Origin of the sequence: Brachyspira pilosicoli (genome assembly GCF_008016535.1) — a bacterium.
In the GTDB taxonomy this organism is placed as follows: domain Bacteria; phylum Spirochaetota; class Brachyspiria; order Brachyspirales; family Brachyspiraceae; genus Brachyspira; species Brachyspira pilosicoli_A.
In genome coordinates this window covers 12,435-34,639 of the sequence record NZ_SAXY01000021.1, presented here as the reverse complement: position 1 = coordinate 34,639, position 22,205 = coordinate 12,435, and the positions used below count along the sequence as shown (strand labels likewise).

18 protein-coding genes are annotated in these 22,205 nt (G+C 27.9%); 13 read left to right on the top strand and 5 right to left on the bottom strand.

Annotation, left to right across the window (positions count from 1 at the left end; all coding sequences use genetic code 11):
- Window positions 1-233 precede the first annotated feature (233 nt).
- The gene (locus EPJ72_RS03345; RefSeq protein WP_147730834.1) at window positions 234-1,493 is read left to right on the top strand and encodes a homoserine dehydrogenase; all 1,260 of its coding nucleotides are present in this window, start codon (window positions 234-236) and stop codon (window positions 1,491-1,493) included.
- On the opposite strand, the gene EPJ72_RS03340 is transcribed toward EPJ72_RS03345, so the two are convergent.
- Complete coding sequence (locus EPJ72_RS03340) at window positions 1,494-2,162, bottom strand: RluA family pseudouridine synthase (protein ID WP_147730833.1); 669 nt, start codon at window positions 2,160-2,162, stop codon at window positions 1,494-1,496.
- A 96-nt stretch (window positions 2,163-2,258) separates the two neighbouring features.
- Here EPJ72_RS03340 and EPJ72_RS03335 point away from each other — a divergent pair, with 96 nt between their 5' ends.
- Both EPJ72_RS03335 and EPJ72_RS03330 read left to right on the top strand, forming a co-directional pair.
- Entirely contained in the window at window positions 2,259-3,305 is a 1,047-nt protein-coding gene (locus EPJ72_RS03335; RefSeq protein WP_147730832.1) for an ankyrin repeat domain-containing protein, read from the top strand.
- A gap of 29 nt (window positions 3,306-3,334) precedes the next feature.
- Window positions 3,335-4,087, top strand: a complete 753-nt coding sequence (locus EPJ72_RS03330; protein ID WP_147730831.1) for an MgtC/SapB family protein — start codon at window positions 3,335-3,337, stop codon at window positions 4,085-4,087.
- A gap of 65 nt (window positions 4,088-4,152) precedes the next feature.
- Here EPJ72_RS03330 and EPJ72_RS03325 read toward each other — a convergent pair whose 3' ends face one another.
- Together EPJ72_RS03325 and EPJ72_RS03320 are read right to left on the bottom strand one after the other, a co-directional pair.
- Window positions 4,153-6,252 carry a LysM peptidoglycan-binding domain-containing protein gene (locus EPJ72_RS03325; RefSeq protein WP_147730830.1) on the bottom strand — a complete coding sequence of 700 codons (2,100 nt, stop codon included), beginning with the start codon at window positions 6,250-6,252 and terminating at the stop codon, window positions 4,153-4,155.
- 21 nt (window positions 6,253-6,273) lie between these two features.
- Window positions 6,274-6,552, bottom strand: a complete 279-nt coding sequence (locus tag EPJ72_RS03320; protein ID WP_147730829.1) for an acylphosphatase — start codon at window positions 6,550-6,552, stop codon at window positions 6,274-6,276.
- 183 nt (window positions 6,553-6,735) lie between these two features.
- On the opposite strand from EPJ72_RS03320, the gene EPJ72_RS03315 reads away from it, so the two are divergent.
- Genes EPJ72_RS03315 through EPJ72_RS03290 form a run of 6 tightly spaced genes read left to right on the top strand, consistent with a single transcriptional unit; the run spans window position 6,736 to window position 14,463 of the window.
- Window positions 6,736-8,547, top strand: a complete 1,812-nt coding sequence (locus tag EPJ72_RS03315; protein WP_147730828.1) for an ABC-F family ATP-binding cassette domain-containing protein — start codon at window positions 6,736-6,738, stop codon at window positions 8,545-8,547.
- A gap of 56 nt (window positions 8,548-8,603) precedes the next feature.
- Entirely contained in the window at window positions 8,604-10,190 is a 1,587-nt protein-coding gene (locus tag EPJ72_RS03310; RefSeq protein WP_147730827.1) for an amidohydrolase, read from the top strand.
- Window positions 10,191-10,235: 45 nt separating this feature from the next.
- A complete protein-coding gene (locus EPJ72_RS03305) occupies window positions 10,236-11,252 on the top strand; it encodes a vWA domain-containing protein (RefSeq protein ID WP_147730826.1) in 1,017 nt (338 codons plus the stop codon).
- Between the two features lie 18 nt (window positions 11,253-11,270).
- Complete coding sequence (locus tag EPJ72_RS03300) at window positions 11,271-12,110, top strand: tetratricopeptide repeat protein (protein WP_147730825.1); 840 nt, start codon at window positions 11,271-11,273, stop codon at window positions 12,108-12,110.
- The gene (locus EPJ72_RS03295) at window positions 12,094-13,776 is read left to right on the top strand and encodes a BatD family protein (protein WP_147730836.1); all 1,683 of its coding nucleotides are present in this window, start codon (window positions 12,094-12,096) and stop codon (window positions 13,774-13,776) included. Before EPJ72_RS03300 ends, EPJ72_RS03295 begins: the two co-directional genes overlap by 17 nt.
- A 9-nt stretch (window positions 13,777-13,785) precedes the next feature.
- The gene (locus EPJ72_RS03290) at window positions 13,786-14,463 is read left to right on the top strand and encodes a tetratricopeptide repeat protein (protein WP_147730824.1); all 678 of its coding nucleotides are present in this window, start codon (window positions 13,786-13,788) and stop codon (window positions 14,461-14,463) included.
- Here EPJ72_RS03290 and EPJ72_RS03285 read toward each other — a convergent pair whose 3' ends face one another.
- Together EPJ72_RS03285 and EPJ72_RS03280 are read right to left on the bottom strand one after the other, a co-directional pair.
- A complete protein-coding gene (locus EPJ72_RS03285; RefSeq protein WP_147730823.1) occupies window positions 14,464-16,140 on the bottom strand; it encodes an ABC1 kinase family protein in 1,677 nt (558 codons plus the stop codon).
- Between the two features lie 40 nt (window positions 16,141-16,180).
- On the bottom strand, window positions 16,181-16,489 hold the full coding sequence (locus tag EPJ72_RS03280) for a phasin family protein (protein ID WP_147730822.1): 309 nt from the start codon (window positions 16,487-16,489) through the stop codon (window positions 16,181-16,183).
- A gap of 397 nt (window positions 16,490-16,886) precedes the next feature.
- On the opposite strand from EPJ72_RS03280, the gene ilvB reads away from it, so the two are divergent.
- From ilvB to EPJ72_RS03260, 4 genes are all read left to right on the top strand, one after another.
- A complete protein-coding gene (gene ilvB / locus EPJ72_RS03275) occupies window positions 16,887-18,560 on the top strand; it encodes a biosynthetic-type acetolactate synthase large subunit (RefSeq protein WP_147730821.1) in 1,674 nt (557 codons plus the stop codon).
- Between the two features lie 19 nt (window positions 18,561-18,579).
- Complete coding sequence (gene ilvN, locus EPJ72_RS03270) at window positions 18,580-19,107, top strand: acetolactate synthase small subunit (RefSeq protein ID WP_147730820.1); 528 nt, start codon at window positions 18,580-18,582, stop codon at window positions 19,105-19,107.
- A gap of 56 nt (window positions 19,108-19,163) precedes the next feature.
- Complete coding sequence (gene ilvC / locus EPJ72_RS03265; RefSeq protein WP_147730819.1) at window positions 19,164-20,159, top strand: ketol-acid reductoisomerase; 996 nt, start codon at window positions 19,164-19,166, stop codon at window positions 20,157-20,159.
- Between the two features lie 346 nt (window positions 20,160-20,505).
- The gene (locus EPJ72_RS03260; protein ID WP_147730818.1) at window positions 20,506-22,002 is read left to right on the top strand and encodes a 2-isopropylmalate synthase; all 1,497 of its coding nucleotides are present in this window, start codon (window positions 20,506-20,508) and stop codon (window positions 22,000-22,002) included.
- The last annotated feature ends 203 nt before the right edge of the window (window positions 22,003-22,205 follow it).

The window sequence follows — 22,205 nt, the reverse complement described above, 5'->3', positions numbered from 1 at the left end:
ACTATAAATAATTTAAATTCTGTGCTATAATCTCTTTTCATAGTAGCATCCTTTTTATTTGTTTTATGTTCAAAATATTATAACAAGGATACTGCTTTTTTTATACTAAAAAATGTCCAATATCTCACACTCCTAAACAAAAACTATATATAGTAACTTGATTTTTTTTATATAGTCTTATATACTTAAAGGTTAACAAATAAATTTCTATTATATTTAAAAGTGAGATTGATATGAATGAAAGTAAAGAAATAAAAATTGCAATTGCAGGATATGGCAATGTTGGAAGTGCTACTTTAAAAACTATTATAACGAATAATAAGAATATAGAGAGAAGAAGCGGATTTAAATTAATAGTAAAAACAGTATTCAGCAGAAATATAAAAGAAAAACATGATGAATATCTTGATAATGTAGAAATAAAAACGGAAGATTTAAATGATATATTAAATGATAATGAAATAGACATTATAGTAGAAGTTCTTGGCGGAATGACCACAGCAAAAGAGTTAATAATAAAATCTAATAAACCTATTGTTACTGCAAATAAAGCATTATTGGCTAATAGTCTTGAAGAGTTAATAAAAGACAGGAAAACAGATATTGAGTTTGAAGCTTCTGTTGCTGGTGCTATTCCTATAATAAGAGTTATGAAAGAGAGTTTAACTGCTGATAATATAGAATCTATTAATGGTATATTAAATGGTACTTGTAATTATATACTTACTAATATGACTAAACAAAAGATAGATTTTAATGTTGTTCTTAAAGAGGCACAAGATAGAGGATATGCTGAGGCTGACCCTACATTTGATATAGATGGTATAGATACAGCACATAAAATATGTATTTTAGCATCTATGGCTTTTTGTAATATCATTAATATGAAAGATATTTATGTTAGAGGAATAAGAAATATTTTATTAGATGATATTATATTTGCTATGGGGTTGGGATATACTGTAAAACTTGTTGCTGATGCAAGTATAGATAAAGATAATAATTTATATGTTTATGTTATACCTAGCTTTATAAAAGATAGGAATTTTTTAGCTAGAACAAGTTATAGTTTTAATGCTATTAAAATTACTAGTGATATTGCTGGGGATAATGTCTTTTATGGAGTAGGTGCTGGCGGAATTAATACTAGCAGTGCTATAGTTTCAGATATTATATCTATTGCCAAAAACAAAGCTATTAGCAATGAACTTTTCTCTCCTATTTTAGGATTTACTAATTATAATAATGATTTAATAATAAAAGATTTTAGAGATAAAGAAGAAGATTTTTATGTGAGATTTAAATCTTTAAAAAACAAAATAGATTCTTTTATCAATGCTTTTAATAATAGTGCAATTAATGTAGATAAGACTTTAAACAAAGATAATAATATGATGTTTGTATTAAGAAAGACTACTATTAATAATATACTTAATTCTATAAAAACTATTGAAGATATAGAAAATATATTTATAGCAAAAATAAGACATTAATTATTTACTAGATAAAATTTTTAAGCTATTTAAAAATTCTTTATTGTATTTTATTTCTATATCTATATTTTTTTTAGTTATGGGGTGTATAAAATGTATTTCTTTAGCTATTAGTGCAAAGCTTTTTATATTATAAAGTTTTGCATTTTTAGAATATATTTTATCACCTATTATAGGATTTCCTAAATAAGATAGATGCACTCTTATTTGATGAGTTCTTCCTGTGATTGGTTTAAGTTCTAATAGAGAATGCGATTTAAACTTCTTTAATACTTTATAATGTGTTATAGCTTGCTCACCGCCTTTTTTTACAGCCATTCTTTTATTTGAATTATTTATGTCTTTTGCTATTTGTATATTTATAGTTCCTTTTATATTTTTGGGTATTCCTTCAACTATTGAATGATACACTTTATTAATTTTTCTATTTTTGAATGCATCTTCAAAATATGTTTTTGTATTATTATCTTTAGCAAGTATGAGTATTCCAGAAGTATATTTATCTAATCTATGAACCAAAAAAAGTTCTTTTATATTTTGATAATCTTTTTTTATTATATTTATTATTGAATCATCTACTTCTATGCCGGCTTCTTTATTAATTATCAAAAAATATTCATCTTCATAAATAATATTAATCATTTTTTTATTATAAAATATATAATACATATTACAAGATATTTTTATAAGTGATTATTAAAAATATTTTTTAATATTATGTCTATTTTCCGATAATTATAACAGTATATAATGGATAAGTGTATTATGAAAAAAGTAATTGTATTTATTTTAATTAATGTTTCAATTTTATTTTCACAAAGCAGCAATGACTTAATGAAAAGTATAAATGATAACAACATAGAAGAAATAAAAAATATAATAAGAGATGGGTATAATTTAGATATATTTGATTCTAAATATAATATGACACCTTTAATGTATGCTGCAAAGAATGGCAATATTGATATTGTGATGGAGCTTCTTAATTTTGGAGCTAAAGATATTGATATGGCTTTTTATATTTCATGTATGGAAGGCTATTGGGATATAGCTAAAGAGTTAAATAATGCTGGGGCTAGTAATTATAATATTGCTATTAGTTATGCTGCTTTTGGCGGAAAATTGGATATTGTTCAAGAACTTATCAATATGGGGGCAAAAGACATTAATAGTGCATTAGTGAGTGCTTGTGAAGGCGGAGATATTAACACTATAAATTATTTAATAGAAATGGGAGCTAATGTTAATACTGAAACTTTTTTATTTGTATATAGGAATTATGAGGGTGCTATAAGAAAGTCGCCTTTATCAGCATCCAAAGATTTAGACATCACAAAAAGGTTAATAGAAGCAGAAGCCACTAATTTAAATGATGCTTTAATTTATAATGCAAAAAACAATAATACTAATATGGTATTTAATTTAATAGAACTAGGAGCTGATGTAAACTCTTATGAAACTAATAGCGGGAAAAGTGTTTTAATGTATTCAATAGAGAGAGAAGATGCCAATTTAAACAATATAAAAAAATTAATAGAATTAGGTGCAGATGTTCAGGCTAGAGATAGAAATGGAAACAGTGTTTTAATACGTTCTGTAATGTATCAATATGAGAAAAAGGTAGAAGAGTATAATAAAACAATTTACAAAACATTTGGTACAGATATTAACATTATAGAAGAGCTATTAAAAGCAGGAGCAAATCCTACAGATAGAAATAATTATGACAATACTGCATACAGACTAGCAGCAAGAAAAAAACGAAAAGATGTGATAGAATTATTTGACTCTTACATTGAAAAGAAGCAGTAATAAATAGTAAAACAGGAAATACTAAAAATATGGTAAAAACGATTGCAGAAAACTATAATATATTAGAAATAACAACAAGAATATTAGTAGCTTATGTGGTTGGTGCTTTAATAGGGTGGGAGAGGGCTCAGCATAAAAAGCCTATAGGAAGCAGAACTACAAGTATCGTATGTATGGGGGCCGCTATATTATCTTGCTATGAAGAAATATTTGCAAAAACTATACTAATTCAAAATAGTCAATTGATGGAGATAGGAAGCAAATTATTATATTCTATGCCTGATTACAGCAGAATTACAGCACAGATTGTTTCGGGTATTGGTTTTTTAGGTGCCGGTATGATTATACAAAACAGAGGTAAATTGCATGGAATAACTACTGCTGCTATTGTGTGGGTTACTGCTTGTTTGGGTATAGTTATAGGTTCTGGAGAATGGATACTTTCTGCTATTGGTTGTTTTTGTATATTTTTAAGTACATCAATTTATAGAGTGCCTTATTTTTTGGCTCATAAAAATCATTCTATTATATATTTAATAGAATACAATAATAAAATTGATATTGAAAATGAAATAGATAAATTTGGCATAAAAATTATGAGATTCAAAATTATAGGTTGGAAAGAAAATGAAAATGAACTTCCAAACATAATAAGCAAAATACATATATCTGTGCCTAGTTTGGATTATGATAATATAGAAAGAATTTTTATTAATTCAAATATAAAGCTTATAAAAAAATTAAGCTATATGAATGAAAAAGTAGATTTAAATAGTTTATAAATATATGTATTTTTTATAGTCGTATTTATAATAATATTAAACAAATACTATATTTAATTTAATCATTAGTCTTTAGGAAGTAGTTTCACAGGGTCTAAAGCTCTTCCTCTGTATGATATCTTGAAATACAATTCACTCTTATCAACCAAGCCAGTATCACCTATATTGCCTATATAATCGCCTTTATTTACTATATCACCCAATTTTACAGCTATTTTAGATAGATGAGCATAAGAAGTTGTAAAACCATTTTTATGCTTTATTATAACTACTTTACCAAATCCTCTAATATCATTAGCATATTCTACAATACCATAATCTGCAGCTAACACTTTATCTCCAATATCTCCTAATATATTTATACCTCTATTTGCAAGTTTATATGTGTCAACTCCATATCTAACAACTATTATACCCCTATAAGGCCATTGAAATGAAGAATCTGGTATAGTTTCATCTGCATATTCGCTTTTTATGGTTTCTATTTTTAAATTAGCTCCAATCTGTAAGGAATATTTATTAGCATCTTTTATATTGTTTATCTCTAATAATTTTTTTAATTCCATTTTATTATTTTTTGCTATAGAGTATAAAGTATCTCCTTTTTTTACTTTGTAATTAGAAATAACAATTTTATTGATTTTTTCTCTTTCACCATGTACTTTTAATACATCGCCTACTTTTAATACATAATTATTATCTAATCCATTTAATGAATAAAGCTCTACTAAATCCATTTTTTTAGCAACTGCTATTTCACTTAAAGTGTCACCGCTTTTAACTTTATAACTTTCTATTTTTATGTAGTCAGCTTTTTCTATAGAGTTGCTATCAAGTTTTACAGATATCTTATCATATACTTTTATGTTGTCGCCAATTTTTAATACATAATCTTTTTTAAATGAGTTTAATTTTAATAATTCGTCTAAAGACATAGAATTATTCATAGCTATAGCACCAAGAGTATCTCCTCTTTTTACTTTGTATATTTTAGTTGTTCTTGAAGCATCTACTTTATTTTGTATTTTTGAATTAATTTTTAATATTTCACCTACTTTAAGTTTGTATGTTAGAGGGTTTGATATATTATTTAGTTTTAAAAACTCACTAACAGACATATCATTTTCAAAAGCAATACCGTAGAGAGTATCCCCATTTCTTACTTTATAATCTATATAGTTATTGTTATCTTTTGATATATTTCTATTTTCTTCTATTTCTTCAACATCTTTATTTTCTACTCTTTCTATATTAGAATTATTATTATCTTTTACTTTTAGAGTTTCTCCAATTTTAAGATTATATTTATTTGCATCGTCTATTTTATTAAGCTTCAAAAACTCATTAGCACTCATACCATGAGAGAATGCAATGCCGTAAAGGGTGTCTCCATTTTTTACTTTGTATTCTGTATAGTTATTTTCTATTTGCTCTTTTATTTCTGTTTTTTCTTCTGTATTATTATTATTATTATTATTTAAATTTTCTTCTCTTGATATATTTGATGCATTGGCAACTTTTAATATTTCGCCCTTTTTTAATTGATACTTATTAAAATCTTTTATATTGTTTATAGCACAAAACTCGCTGGCACTCATTCCATGCGAAAATGCTATGCCAAGAATAGTATCTCCATCTTTTACTTGATAATCTACATATTTATTTTGCTCTATTTCTTTTTTTATATTTTCTACATTACGATTTATTTTTTCTTCTTCTGTATTTGAAATATTTGCAACTTTTAATATTTCACCTTTCTTTAGTTGATATTTATTGAAATCATCTATATTGTTTATAGTACAAAACTCACTAGCACTCATACCATGAGAAAAAGCTATTCCAAGTATAGTATCCCCATCTTTTACTTTGTAATCTGTATAAGACTTTTTTTTCTCTGGCTTAAGTCCGTACGATTTAGCCTTAACATCATATACTAAATCATATCCTTTCTCTTTTACCTTTAGAGTTTCTCCAACTTTTAATTTATATGAATCTGGATCTTTTATTTTATTTAGTTTTAAAAACTCACTTGCAGTCATATCATGAGCAAAAGCGATGCCGTATAATGTATCTCCATTTTCTACTTTATAATCTACATAATTTAAAGCAAAAGAAAAATTATAAAATAATGATGCAAAAAGAGATATAAGAAACAATTTTTTCATAACACCGCCTAATTATATAATTCAATTATCTATTTCAAAATGTTCTTCTACAGGAGGATCGCAAGCTAATACTACAACATTAGATTCTTTTACACTAGACATAGGAGAGCCTTTTTTCATTTTTGCAACAAAATCTTCTATTTCATTTTTTGTTTTTATATATGCTTCTATTTCTACAGAACCATCATAATTGTTCCAAACTTTTCCTACTATGTTCATAGCATCTGCTGTCTGTTTAACATAGTATCTAAAACCTACGCCTTGAACTCGGCCTTTTAATAAAATATTAACTCTAAACATAAATATTTTATCGGATATTATATAATTATTTTTATTTTTTATTTTTATTAAAATATGATTAAATTTATAATATGATTAAATATGATTTTTATGTTATTGAATAATTTTAAAAACTATTATAAAATTGTTTACTAAATTACTAATAAAATGAATTAAAAATAAAGTATTTAATTAAATAGAGAAATGGCTAAGAGTATCATAAATATAGTTAATATATCAAAGAGATTTATAGACAGAGTTTTGCTTGATAATGTAAATTTGCTTATAGAGGAGAAATCTAAAATAGGCATGATAGGCAGAAATGGAGCAGGCAAGACTACGCTTTTAAAAATTCTTATGGGGCTTGAAGAGGCAGATGATGGAGAAATAATATTTTCAGATGATGTGAGAATTGGATATCTTCGTCAGCAGGGGGATTTTGATGAGAGCGAAAAGGCTATAGATTATCTTGTAATGGTTAGCGGTAAGGAATCTTGGAAATGTTCTAAGATAGCTAGTAGATTTGGAATTGACCATATAAAAGTAAATTATAATATTGGAAGTTTATCTAGTGGTTATAGAATGAGAGTGAAGCTTGCTGAGATGATGCTTGAAGAGCCTAATTTTTTAATACTTGATGAACCTTCAAACTTTTTGGATTTAAATACATTAATAGATTTAGAAAACTTTTTAATGGATTATAATGGCGGTTTTTTAATAGTTTCGCACGATAGAGAGTTTTTGAAGACCACTTGCGAGAAAACTGTTGAAATAGAAAAGGGTAAACTTACTTATTTTCCTGGCAATATAGAAGATTATTTTGAATATAAAGAAGAGAAAGAATATACAATAAAAAAATATAATAAAAATGTAGAAGAGAGAAAGGCACATTTAGAGAGATTTGTCGAGAGATTTAGATATAAGGCATCAAAAGCAAAGGCTGTGCAATCTCGTATAAAACAAATAGAGAAATTAAAAACTATAGAGATTAATCATCCAGCAAAAAGTGTGAGAATAAGATTACCTGAAGTTGAATCTAAAAAAGGTTTTGCCATTATATCTGATGATTTATCTGTGGGCTATGGTGAAAAGGTGGTGGTAACAAGCAGGAGAATGGAGATACCTAGAGGAAGCAGAGTTGCTGTGCTTGGAGAAAATGGAGAAGGCAAAACAACTTTTTTAAGAACTATAGCAGGAAGGCTTAAACCTGTATCTGGAAGTTATAATTATTCTTATGGCATAAAGCTTGCCTATTTTGGAGAGGATACTTATAAAAACATTACAGCTAATGATAATGTGCTTTCTTATTTGAAAAAAAACGCCAAACAGGGGCTTTTAACTCAAGAGCTTTTAACACTTTTAGGAAGTTTTTTATTTTCTGGTGAAGATGTTAATAAAGATGTAAAGGTGTTAAGCGGAGGCGAGATGGCAAGATTATCTTTACTTTGTGCTATTACACAATGTGCCGATGTGCTTATATTAGACGAGCCTACTAACCATTTAGATTTTGAAACAGTTGAGGCACTTGCTAATTCTCTGCGTGATTATGGCGGTACTATATTTTTTACTTCGCATGATAGAACTTTTGCAAGTCTTCTTGCTGATACCATAATAGAAGTTAAAGACAAAAAACTCTCTCTTTATAATGGTGATTATGAAGCTTATGTTTATAAGGTTCGTTTGGAGGCTTTGGAGGAAGAGGAGAGAGAATTAGAATATCAAGAGGCTAATAACACTAAAGAGATAAATACAATAGAAAAAAATAATAGCAATTATGAGGAAAGAAAAAAGATTAGAAATAGACTTTCTAAGGCTGAATCTATGTTAAAAAAATATGAGAAAGAAATAGAGGATTATAAAAAAGAGGAGATTGATATATTAAAGTTCTTTGAGAAGGACTATAATGATGATAAGAGTAAGAGATTATTAGAGGTTAAGAAATTAATAGAAGAAAAAGAAAATGAATGGCTTTTAATCAATGAAGAGATTGACAGTATAAAGGCTATGTTAGAATAATAAATATATAAAAAATAGAGTTATAAGTTTTATAAGTTTATGGATGATTTTAAGTAATGAAAATTTTTAAAAATGCTAAAATATATTCTATGGATAAAAATGACAGTATTTATGAAGCTGTTGCTGTTGATAATGGTGTTATAGTTTTTGCAGGAAGCAACGAAGAGGTATTAAAAAAATATAAAGATGCATCTGAAATAATAGATTTAGAAGGTAAGACGGTTATACCGGGATTTAATGACAGTAATGTTAATTTTGTAGTTTATGCTCGCTTTGATACTATGTTGGATTTGAGTAATTGTAAATCTATAAAAGAAGTTATTGAAATTGCTAAAAAGGCTGAAAAATATGATAATTGGGTTGTAGGAAGAGGATGGAATCAGGATTATTTTGAAGAGAAGAGAATGCTTAATAAACATGACTTAGATGAAATATCTAGTGAATATCCTGTTGCTTTTAGAAGATGCTGCGGAGAGATGATAGTAGCAAATAGTAAGGCTCTTGAAGTTTGCGGTATTACAGAGAGTATGAAATCTGACACTATAGATTTTGAGAATGGTCTTATAGCTTCAAAATCTATGAGTTTAATATTATCAAAAATAAAATCTATTGAGATGGATAAATTAAAAGAGATAATATTAGACACACAGGAAGAGTTTTTTAGGATGGGTATTACATCTGTGCAGGCTGATGATTTAAGAGGACTTCCTGATTTTGATTATAAAAAAGTAATAGATGCTTATCAAAAGCTTCATAGAGAAAAGAAATTAAAGATAAGAGTATGCGAGCAGGCAGAGTTTATTAACAAAGAAGATATAGATGATTTTAGGCAATACTACTATTATCAATATATTAACGATAATAGATTTAAAGTTGCCCGTATAAAACTTGTTATAGACGGCGGTATAGGTTCTAGAACTGCTTTACTTAGAGAAGATTATAATGATGCCCAAGGTGTTAGGGGTGTGAGCCAATACAAACAAGAAGAGCTTGATGAGTTAGTAAAATATGCTAATAGTCTAGATTATTCTGTTATCATACAAGCCACAGGAGATGGTGCTATAGAGATGGCATTAAACTCAATAGAGAAAATTAAAGATACTAAAGATTTTAAATATAGAAGAAATGGTTTGATAAATTGTCAGATAACAGATAAAAAATTATTAGAGAGAATAAAAGAGTTAAATGTTTGTATATATTATCATCCTATATTTTTAAATTATGATATGCATATAGCTGAAGAGCGTGTTGGTAAGGAGAGTGCTGAAACAAGCTATGCTTATAAAACTGCTATGGATATGGGTATTCATATAGGTTTTGGTACAGCTGGTTCTGCCGGAGGAATTAACATAATGGAAGGTATTCATTGTGCTGTTAATAGAGAGGATTTAAATGGTTGGCCAGAGGGCGGTTGGATGCCTGAAGAGAAACTTACTGTTAAAGAGGCAGTTTATTTATATACTATGGGAAGTGCTTATTTGTCTTCTGAAGATAAACTTAAAGGAAGCATAAAAGAAGATAAATTAGCTGATTTTATTGTTTTGGATAGAGATATTTTTGAAGTAGATAAAAAAGAAATAAAAGATATTAAAGTATTAAAAACTATCATTGACGGAGATATTGTATACAGCAGAGATAATTGATTTTCTTATTGATTAAATAATAAATTAGTATATTATTTATACATTATGTTTATAGAAGATTTTAAGTTTGTATTTCTTTTTATAATTGTGCCTGTACTAATATTTTTTTTAGTTACTTCTCGTTTTAAAGTAAATAAAGTATTATCGGTATTTACTAAAAACACAAATTTTAAAAACGATAAAAATTATAAAAGGATATCCAAACTAAGAATATTTTCTGCTTCATTTTTAATACTTGCTTTATCATTATCAATATTTGCACTTATGCAGCCTAAATGGGGTATAATAGAACAAAAGATAAGAACTAATAATTATATGATAACTATATTATTAGATTTATCGCGTTCTATGGAGGCTGATGATGTATGGCCTTCAAGATTAGAAAGGGCTAAATTGGAGATAGAAGATTTTGTAAAAAACACGGATAATCTTTCTGTAGCTTTAGTAGGGTTTGCGGGAACTAGTTTTGTTGCTTCGCCTTTTACTCAGGATATGGAAACTTTTTCTTATATATTAAATGAGTTAAACATTAAATCTGTAACTTTGCAGGGCACTAGAATTGCTGATGCTTTGGTTACTGCCAAAAATACTTTTAATGTTAATATACCGGGAAAAAAATCTATCATACTTATAACAGATGGTGAAGACCATGCGGGGTATTTTGATAATATATTAAAAGAATTAAAAGACAATGATATTAGTGTTTATACTGTGGGGGTAGGTTCTGAACTTGGTGCTAGCATAAGCAGTGATATTGGTTATTCTGAAAAAACTGTTATATCAAAAAGAGATGATAAAACATTAAAATTAATAGCAGACTCTACAGGCGGCAAATCTTATATTGCTGATAATGTATATTTAAAAAATATATTTAATGACATAAAAAATAATATGGATAGTGTCTCTACAATAAAAAATAATAGAAGCTATAAAGATAGATTTCAAATATTTTTATTTGCTTCAACTATTTTAATTATAATTGCTAGCATATTAAATATATTAACTCAAAAAAGAGTTCTTTACAAAAATAATAAAAGTAGTATCATTAAAGATATTAAATAATAATAAGATAGGTGATTTGTGTTGTTTAGAGTAAAAGTATTGTTACTATTTTTAATATTATTTTCAAGCTCCTATGCTTTGTCTTTAAATGAGTTTACAGCGAAGATTGATGTTGATAGGGCTAACAGGTTGTTAAGAAAAGGCGATTATGATAATGCTATAAGCTTGTATGAGAAGGCTTTAAGTAAGCTGCCTACATCTCCAGAGATTTATTATAATATGGGTACTACTTTATCTTCTATGGGTGAGATGGACTCTGCAATTCAGGCCTTTGATATGGCTAAAAAAAACTTTACAGAAAAAACTTCTAAAGATATGAAAAACTCAACTTATTATAATGCAGGCATAAGCAAAATAGAAATGGAAGATTATGCGGGTGCTATAGAAGAGTTAATAGAAGCTTTGGTAAATAAGCCTGATGATAATAATGCAAAAAGTGCTTTAGAATATGCAAAAAAGAAACTAGAAGAGCAGAAAAAAAATAGCGGCGAAAGTACTCAGAACAATAATAATGATAATCAAGATGATGCTAATTCCAATCAAAATACCCAAGACAATCAAGATAATAACAACAATCAAAATAATAATGGCAATAATCAAAATAACCAAGACAACAATCAGAATAATCAAGATAATCAGAACAATGATAATCAAGATAATAACAATCAAAATAATGATAACCAAAACAATAACCAAGATAATCAAAACAATAATAATGGCAATGATAACGGAGATGATGAAGAGAAAAACACTCAAACTGATATTGATAGGCTCTTAGATTCATTAAGACAATATAGAAAAGATAAAGAAAATGATGATCAATATTATGGCGGAGGAAGAATTGATAAAGACTGGTAAAGCAATAATTGCTGTATTATTTTTATTAAATGTTTCTGCCTTATTTTCTCAAACTACAATTACAGCTAAACTCTCTGATGAAAAAATAGGTATTGGTGAAGTTTTTAGTTTATCTGTAACTATTAATAATACAAAAGGAAAAGTTACTATACCCAATATAGACGGCTTATTATTAAGAGGAACTTCGCAGACAAGAAATATGACATTAAGCGGGGGAACTTTTAAATCCATTCAAACATATAGTTATACTTATGTGGCAAATAGGGTTGGTATATATAATATAGATAATATTACTGTGAAGATAGATAATACAACTTACAAGGCAAATCCTCTTACTTTAGAAGTTGTAGATGAGCCTGTTAGAGAAAGAGAAAGCGATGCTCCTGATTCTGATTCTTTTGACAGATTTATGAATTACTCTGAAGATATACATGTTGAAAACACTATAAACAAAACAGAAGTATATTTGTATGAGCCTATATATATTATACAAAGAGCATATACTCATGTTCCTGTTAATGTGGTTGGTATATCTAAAATAGCTGATAGAACAGATTTTATTTCTTATACAGATTCTTCTGAGTACAATTCTTTTACAGAGATAATTAACGGAAAGAGGGTGAGTGTTATACCATTAAAAAAAGAGGTGTTATACGCTTTAAAAGATGGAAATAAAAACATTATCACTACAGAGTTTGTTTTTGAAAAGAATAATATGTTTTTTGATAGGGTGCTTTATGGAGAAGAAGAATATAATATAAAGGTGCTTCCTCTTCCTGATAATACAGGGTACAAAAACTTTTCTGGCGGTGTTGGAGAGTTTGATTTTACAGTTAAGGCTAATAAAACTAATTTAAAAATAGGTGAAGAGGTAGTTGTTAGTTTGGAAGTTTTTGGAGAGGGAAATACTTCTATTATAAATATGCCTAGTATTGATACAAATATTAATAAATATTTTTCTGTTTATCAGCCTAAAACTTATGAAACTAATTGGTTTGAAGATGATAAAATGATGGCTAAAAAGACAAAACAATATGTGATGGTTGCAACTAATAGCGGAGAGTTTAGCCTGTCAAATATAGCTTTTTGTTATTTTTCTCCTGATGCTAAAAGTTATAGTAATGTTTATTCAGAAAATATATCCTTTAATATGATGGGTGGCAATATTGCCTCTTCTTCTTTTATTGATAATAATAATCAGCCTGATATTATTAATATTAAAGATACTTATATTAAAAATGAAAAACCTTTTAATTTATTAAACATTAATATTGTTTATATTTATATACTTATTTTAATAATATTTTCTTTTATTATAGTATTTTCTAAGAAGATTAAAACATTAGCTTTATCTCCTTCAAATAATAATAATAAAGAGTCTGGTATTAGTATTATGATTTCAAATTATAATGAAGGAAATAGGGAAGAGTATTGTAAAAGTGTTATTTCTTATATAGAAAAAGAGATTAAAAAGAAATTAAATACAAACTCTAATAATATTTATTTAGAATTAAAGGGAAAAGTAGAAGAAGAAAAAATAAAAGAGATAAAGTCTATAATAGATTCTTGTGAGAGAGAGCTTTATTCTGGAAATAAATCTACTGAAAACATAGATTATCATAGTAAGGCTATTGAAATAATTACTAGTATTAACAAAAAGAAGTGACTTTTATTTATGAGTATTAAAAAAATTATTATAATGTTTTTACTCTTTGGATGCAATTTCCTTTTTGCTCAAAATGATTTGGAAAGTATTAACAATATATTTAAAAATGCAAATGATTTATATAATCAAGGAATGTATATAGAGGCTAATAATTTGTATCTTAATTTAATAAGCTCTAATGTGGTGTCTAAAGATTTGTATTATAATTTGGCTTCTTCATATTATGAGATTAATAGTAATGGCTATGCAGTGTTGTGGTATGAGAGGGCTTTGAATATAGCACCTTTCGATAAAGAGATTAAAAACAATATAAATAAAATAACTGAAAGAAAAGATTATGATTCTTTTTATATAATTGCTTTTTATATAAGTTTGATTTTGTTTGTATTTTTTAGTGCATTTTTATTTGTATCATTTATTAAAAAGAAAAATACAAATTGGTTATTATTAATTAGCTCTATCATTTTAATTATTTTTTCTATATATGCATATCATACCATAAAATCTGATTATATTATAATTGTTAGAAACACAAACATATATAGCGGAAGCAGTGTAAAGTCAGATATTGTTTCGAGCGTATATGAGGGTGAGAAATTTAGAGTGATAAAAGAGTCCTCTAATTGGTATTATGTTAACGGCATATCAAAAGGCTGGATTAATAAAGAGTATTTAGAGAAAATATAACTATTTTTTCTTTACATACTTTCTTATAAATCTGCTTATAATCATAATAAATCCCATGATTCCAGATAATAAAAACCCCACAAGCCCAACTAATGATATTCCATTTATTAGAGGGGGCATTTTTGCAGCTATTATAAGTCCGCTTGAAATAATTAATGAAGCTAATACTATAGAATAGCTTAATCTGTCTCCCAAACTGTCTAAAGTATTTGCAAGAGTATCAAGTTTTTTATGTTCAAGCTGTATTCTAATATTTCCTTTTTTCATTAGGCTTATAACTTCACCCAAATCTGAAGGCACATTTTTTAAAACATGAAAATAATCATTAATTAAATTTCTTGATTGTTTTAATAAATTATCAGGTTTTAATTGTTCTTTAACATACTTAAAAGCAAAAGGTTTTATATGTTCTACTAATTTAAGGTCTTTATCTAAATCTCTTCCAACACCTTCTAATACTATTAAAGATTTTATAAGAAGCATTATATTTCCAGAGAGCATTAATCTAAACTCTCTTATTATAGATATAAGTTCATTAAATATATCTTCTATGTTGATGTTTTCTAATGGCATATCTATATATTTGTTTATAAGCATAAATATAGCCATATTAAAATCTTCCATATTCTGTATTTCACTATGATCGCATAAATCTAATACAGCTTTAGAAAGATTAATATAATCAGCATTATTGATACTCATTATAAGAGAAGAGAAAGCCTCTTTTGAAGTAGGCGGGATAAAACCTATCATACCGAAATCTAAAAAACATAATACATTATTATCTAAAGCCATTAAATTACCCGGATGCGGATCTGCATGAAAGAAACCTAATTTAAATATTTGCTCCAATACACAATCAACACCAATAGAAACTAACTTTTTTCTATCATATCTTGTATCATCAGGGCTAATATCAGAGATTTTGATTCCTTCTATATATTCCATAGTTAATATATTTTTTGTACTATAGTTTTCATAGATTTTAGCTATTTTTATATTTTTATTATTTTTGAAAAACTTTTGGAATTTTATAGTATTATTTTTTTCAAAATTAAAATCCAATTCCTGTAAAAGCTGATTTTTAAAAGCCTTTATTAATTTTTCCGGTCTTATTAAAGCAAACTCTTCATTGTATTTTTCTAATATAGAAGATAGCCAAGTTATTATTTCAATATCATTGAGTATATTTTCTTCTATGTTTGGTCTTTTTATTTTTATAGCAACTTTTTCGCCTGTTTTTAATACAGCAGTATGCACTTGAGAAATTGAGGCGCTTGCTTTAGGGGTGGTATCAAAAGATTCAAAAGCTTCACTTATAGGTTTTTGCAATTCTTGTTCTACTATAGCTAGAGCTTCTTTTTCATCAAAAGGCTTAACATTATTTTGAAGTTTTTTTAATTCATCAATAATATCTTTAGGAAGTATATCGCTTCTGTTTGAAAGTATCTGACCTAATTTTACAAAAGTTGTACCGAGTTCTTCGCATGCCATTCTTATTCTTTGACCTCGTGTATAACTTCTTAAATCTACACCTTTATATTTTACATTGAATTTTTGTATTGGATTTTTTACCAATTTTAATATAGGTGTAACGGCAATTATATCTTTAAAACCATATGCCATTATAACCGATATAATTTCTTTTGTTCTATTTAAAGATTTTTTCCCCTTCACAATATGCCCCAATTTTATAATTATTAATATTGTTTATAATTTACTGCTGATTGTTTATTTTACTTTTTAATTCTTCTAATTCTTTTTTTATAGCATCATATTCTTCTTTTTTTACATAACCAGCTTTATCCATAGTAGTTTTTATTCTTTCATCTAAATACTGAGTTATTTCTTCTTTAGTTTCGCTAGCCTTACTAACCATTTCTTTTACAAATTTCTCACCTTCTTCAGTGCTCATATTCTTATCTTTTATAAACTCTTTTGCAGCTTCTTCTACTTTTTCTTTGCCTTTAAGTATAAATCCTATACCAGTATAAATACCAGATTTTATATCATCTGAAATTCCCATAATTATTCCTCCTTAAGAAAATTATTAATTTATTTTATTATCTTTTTTTTTAATAAAAAGTCAACACTCTCAAATTATATATTAACTACTTTTTTAATTATATTTTGTAAGTATAGTAGATTTTTTTATAAAAAATATTTGTTTTGCTATTGCAATATTATTAGAAGTATTATATAATACTATAAAAATAAGATAAGGAGAAGATGAATAATGAAGTCATTTTTCAAACATTTAAATCAAACTAGCATATCTATTATTCTCCTATCTCTCATTATCATCCTGTAAAGTTTCTATTATAACAAATTACACACACATAAAAAAATAAAACAAAAAATAATAAATTGTATTCTGTTATATTTGTATATATTTTTGCAATACTATATTTTAGGAGATTTTTATGCAATTGAATGGTTCAGATATTTTAATTGAAGTTTTAATAGAGCAGGGAGTAGACACTGTATTTGGTTATCCGGGCGGTGCTGCTTTAAATATATATGATGCTATTTATAAATATAGAGATAAAATAAAACATATAATGCCTGTTGATGAAACAGGGGCTTGTCATGCTGCTGACGGATATGCAAGAGCAAGCGGTAAAACAGGTGTAGTAATTGCTACAAGCGGACCGGGGGCTACTAACTTAGTAACACCATTAGCCACAGCATATATGGATAGTGTGCCTTTAATAGCTATTACAGCAAATGTGCCTACGAGTTTAATAGGTAAAGACTCATTCCAAGAGGTTTATATTGCTGGAATAACAATGACTGTTACAAAGCATAATTTTGTTGTTAGAGATGTTAAGGATTTAGCTGATACAATTAGAAAGGCTTTTTATATAGCAAATACAGGAAGAAAAGGTCCTGTTTTAATAGATATACCAAAAAATATTACAATAGCAGAAACAGAATTTCTAAACAAACACAAATTCACTCCAAAAGCAGTTCAAATAAGTTCTGAAGATGAAAACACAATAAAAGAAGTAGCAAAATTAATAAATGAATCTAAAAGACCTATTATATATTTTGGAGGCGGTGCTAAAGATTCAAGCGATAAATTAAGAGAGTTTATGATTAATTCTAATATACCATCAGTTCATACATTAATGGGGGCTGGGGTATTGGGTTATAATGAAAAATTAAATATAGGGCTTTTAGGTATGCATGGTTCTGCTACTGCTAATAAGGTTATGAATGAAGCTGATTTAATACTTGCTGTTGGAACAAGATTTAGCGACAGAGTTGCTTTGAATACTTCTAAATTTGGAGGTGTTGCCAAAAAGGTGCATATAGATATTGACAGAAGCGAGATTAATAAAAACGTTAATGTTGATTATAGCATAATAGGCGATTTAAATGATGTATTAGATAGATTTAATAAACTTGTAAAAAGAGTGAAAGATGATGAATGGGTAAAATATTTATCTGATTTAAGATTAAAAGAAAAAGAAGAGGATTCCAAGAGAAATACTGATAAAGATGGCATTTATCCAAGTAAAGTTATGAATATAATAGGAAATAAAACTAAAGATGAAGCAATTTATGTTACAGATGTAGGTCAGCATCAGATGTGGGCTGTTCAGTATATACGTCATACCAAACCAAGAAGTTTTATAACTAGCGGAGGCTTGGGAACTATGGGATTTGGATATGCTGCTGCTTTAGGTGTTCAGGTAGCTAAACCAGATAGAAAAGTAATACATATAACAGGTGATGGCTCTTTTTATATGAATTTAAATGAAGTAGCAACTGCTGTTGAATATAATTTACCTGTTATAAGCATAATACTTAATAATAGTACATTGGGTATGGTAAGACAATGGCAAACTATATTTTATGATAAACGATATTCAAGCACTGATATAAATAAAAAAATGGATTATATAAAAGTTGCTGAAGGTTTTGGGGCTAAGGGTTTTAGATGCGAAACTATAACTGAATTTGAAAATGCTTTTGAAGAGGCATTAAAATGTAAATGTCCTGTTTGGATAGAATGCGTTATAGATAAAGATTTGAGAGTTTTACCTATGATTCCAGCAGGCGGAACAGTAGATGATATAATAGTAGATTAAAAAATACTAGGAGTAAAAAATGAATAATAAACAAAGAAGGGTTTTAGTTTTATTTGTAGATAATAGTTCTGGGGTATTAAATAGAATAACTTTATTATTTAGTCAAAAGGGATTTAATATAGAAACTATTACTTGTTCTGTAACTTGTGTGCCTAGCATATCTAGAATGACTATAGTTACAGAGGGTGATGATTTGCATATTACACAGATTATGAAGCAAACTTCTAAACTTATAGAGGTTCATTCAGTTCACTTGATAGATCATTGTAACAGCATAATAAGAGATTTATTGTTAGTAAAAATAGAGATAGATGATTCTAATAAACGCAGGATTTGCGATATTACTAATGCTCATAATGGACTTATACTTGATATAGGTCGTAAGAGTATGATAGTTGAAATAACAGCTTCTGCTTCTATAATAGACGGCTATTTAGAAGCTTTAAAAGATTTCAATATATTAGAGCTTTCAAGGACAGGGGTAACATCAATACAGCTGGGTGATGATGTTCCTGATATGAATATAATAAATAATTTTGAGTTTTGATAATTTATAATAAATTTTTAATAAAACTAAAAAACAAATATTTAAGGAGAAATAAAATGATAAAAAAATATTATGATGCTGATTGTAATCTAGGATTATTAGACGGAAAAACTATAGCTATAATCGGATACGGCAGTCAAGGTCATGCTCATGCCCAGAACCTAAAAGACAGCGGAATGAATGTTATAGTAGGACTTAGAAAAGACAGTGCTAATTGCAAAAAAGCTGAAGAGGCAGGATTTAAAGTAATGGAAGTATCAGAAGCTGCTAAGGCTGCTGATATAGTTATGATGCTTGTACCAGATGAGGTTGCTGCTGATATTTATAATAGTCAGGTAGCTCCATATATGAAAGAGGGCAATGTATTAATGTTTGCTCATGGATTTAATATTCATTTTCAATTTGTAGTACCTGCTAAAGATATAGATGTTATAATGGTAGCTCCAAAAGGACCGGGACACACTGTAAGAAGTCAGTATTTAGAAGGAAGAGGAGTACCTAGTTTAATAGCTGTTTATCAAGATAAAAGCGGAAGGGCTAAAGATTATGCTTTGGCTTATGCTTCTGGAATAGGTGCAGGACGTGCTGGTATATTAGAGACAACATTTAGAGAAGAGACTGAAACTGACCTTTTTGGTGAGCAAGCAGTATTATGCGGCGGTGTTACTGAATTAATGAAAGCTGGTTTTGACACTTTAGTAGAAGCAGGTTATGAACCAGAAATGGCTTATTTTGAATGTATACATGAAATGAAGTTAATCGTTGATTTAATATATTCCGGCGGTTTCGCTATGATGAGATATTCTATTTCAAACACTGCTGAATATGGCGATTATAGAACTGGCAGAAGAATGATAACAGACGAAACTAGAAAAGAGATGAAAAAAGTGTTGAGGGAGATACAGGACGGAACTTTTGCTAGTGAGTTTATTCAAGAGTTTAGTGCAGGACGCAAGGCTAAATTTAATGCTACTAAGAGATTAGAGAGTGAGCATAAATTAGAGAAAGTCGGTGCAGAGTTAAGAAAGATGATGAGCTGGATTAAAAAGTAATTTTTATCCAACTCAGTGTTATAATTAAATATTTTTATATTGGAGTTTTGTTTATATACTGAATATTTTTAACTTTGTTGGAAATTAGTTTTTATATTTTTGTTATTTTCGGGGACTAGTCCCCGAACCCCTACTTCTTTTGGTGACCCAAAGAAGCAAAAGGACTGCATTTGATAGTAATTTAATAAATCATCTTAATATATAAAAGATAATTTATATTATTTACTATTTTGCACTTTTTGGTTCTTTTTGCTGCGGGAAAAAGAACAAGAAAAAATAAACAATTTTATACAAACAATAAAAATATTTAATTATACAATGGTTATTTTATAAAAAGGTTTTAACAATGAGAAAGATTAAAATTTTTGATACTACTTTAAGAGATGGAGAGCAGTCTCCCGGTTGTACTATGAATTTGGCTGAAAAATTAGAGATGGCAGCTGAATTAGATAAATTGGGCGTTGATATAATAGAAGCAGGTTTTGCTATATGCTCTGATGATGATTTCAATGCCATAAGAGAAGTAAGTAAGGTTGTAGAAAATGCTAAATTGGCTAGTTTGGCAAGATGTAATAAGGCTGATATAGACAGAGCTTATGAATCTCTTGCTCAAGCAAAACACCCTATGCTTCATACATTTATAGCTACAAGCGATATACACTTAAAGCATAAATTGGAAATGACTAGAGAGCAAGTATTAGAAACTATAAAAGAATCTGTTTCTTATACTAAAACCAAATTCGAGTTTATAGAGTTTTCTGCTGAGGATGCATCAAGAAGCGATAGAGAGTTTTTAGCTAAGGCTTATTCTACAGCAATAGAAAACGGTGCTACTACAATAAATGTTCCTGATACTGTGGGATATACTACTCCTTTAGAGATGGCTGACTTAATAAAATATTTAAAAGAGAATGTTAAGGGTATAGATAATGTTGATATATCTGTGCATTGTCATGATGATTTAGGACTTGGTACTGCTAATTCTTTATCTGCAGTGTTGGCTGGTGCTACTCAGGTAGAATGTACTATTAATGGTATAGGCGAGCGTGCTGGTAATGCTAGCTTAGAAGAGATTGTAATGGGAATAAAAACAAGAAAAGATTTTTATAATGCATACACTGATATTAACACCAAACGCATTTATAAAGTGTCAAAATTATTATCTACAATTTCTGGTATGGTTGTTGCTCCTAATAAAGCTATAGTGGGTGCTAATGCCTTTGCTCATGAGGCTGGCATTCATCAACATGGAGTATTAAAAGAGCGTTCTACTTATGAGATTATGAATGTTGAAGATATAGGTATACCTCAAAACAAAATGGTGTTAGGTAAACATTCTGGTAAACATGCTTTTAAAGACAGAATAGAATCTTTGGGTTATGATATTGATGATAAAGTTTTGGAAGATAAGTTTACAGAGTTTAAGGCTTTGGCAGACAAGAAAAAAGTAGTTACAGATTCTGACATTGAAGCATTATTGATAGGAAGCACAAATATAGAGAATCCTAATTATACATTGAAAAGCTTTATGGTTAATGACAGTGATTCAATATCTTCATTTGCTTCTGTTTCTATAATAGACAATAAGGATAACGTTGTGGAGGCTATAGGTAAAGGAAACGGACCTATTGATGCGGCATTTGGAGCTATTGACTCTGTAACATCAAATAGAGCTAAATTGGTTACATATACTATCAATGCCATTACAGAAGGTGAAGATGCTTTGGGAGAGGTTATTGTAAGACTTGCTTCTGATAATAAAACTGTTATTGGAAGGGGAGTAAGTACTGATATTATACAGGCAAGTTTGATGGCTTATATTAATGGTTTGAATAAATTATAATTTTTATAGGGCTTATGCAATTTTTAATAGATTGTAAAAGCCTTCTTTTGATATACTAAAAATTTTTAAGTTTGTCAAAATATAGTTTTTAAGTTTTTATTTGTGGTGGCTTTGCCCCACGACCCCAGTTCTTTTTGTGACCAAAAGAACCAAAAAGACTGCATTTTTTAGCTAAAATTTAGGTTTTATGATATATTTTATAC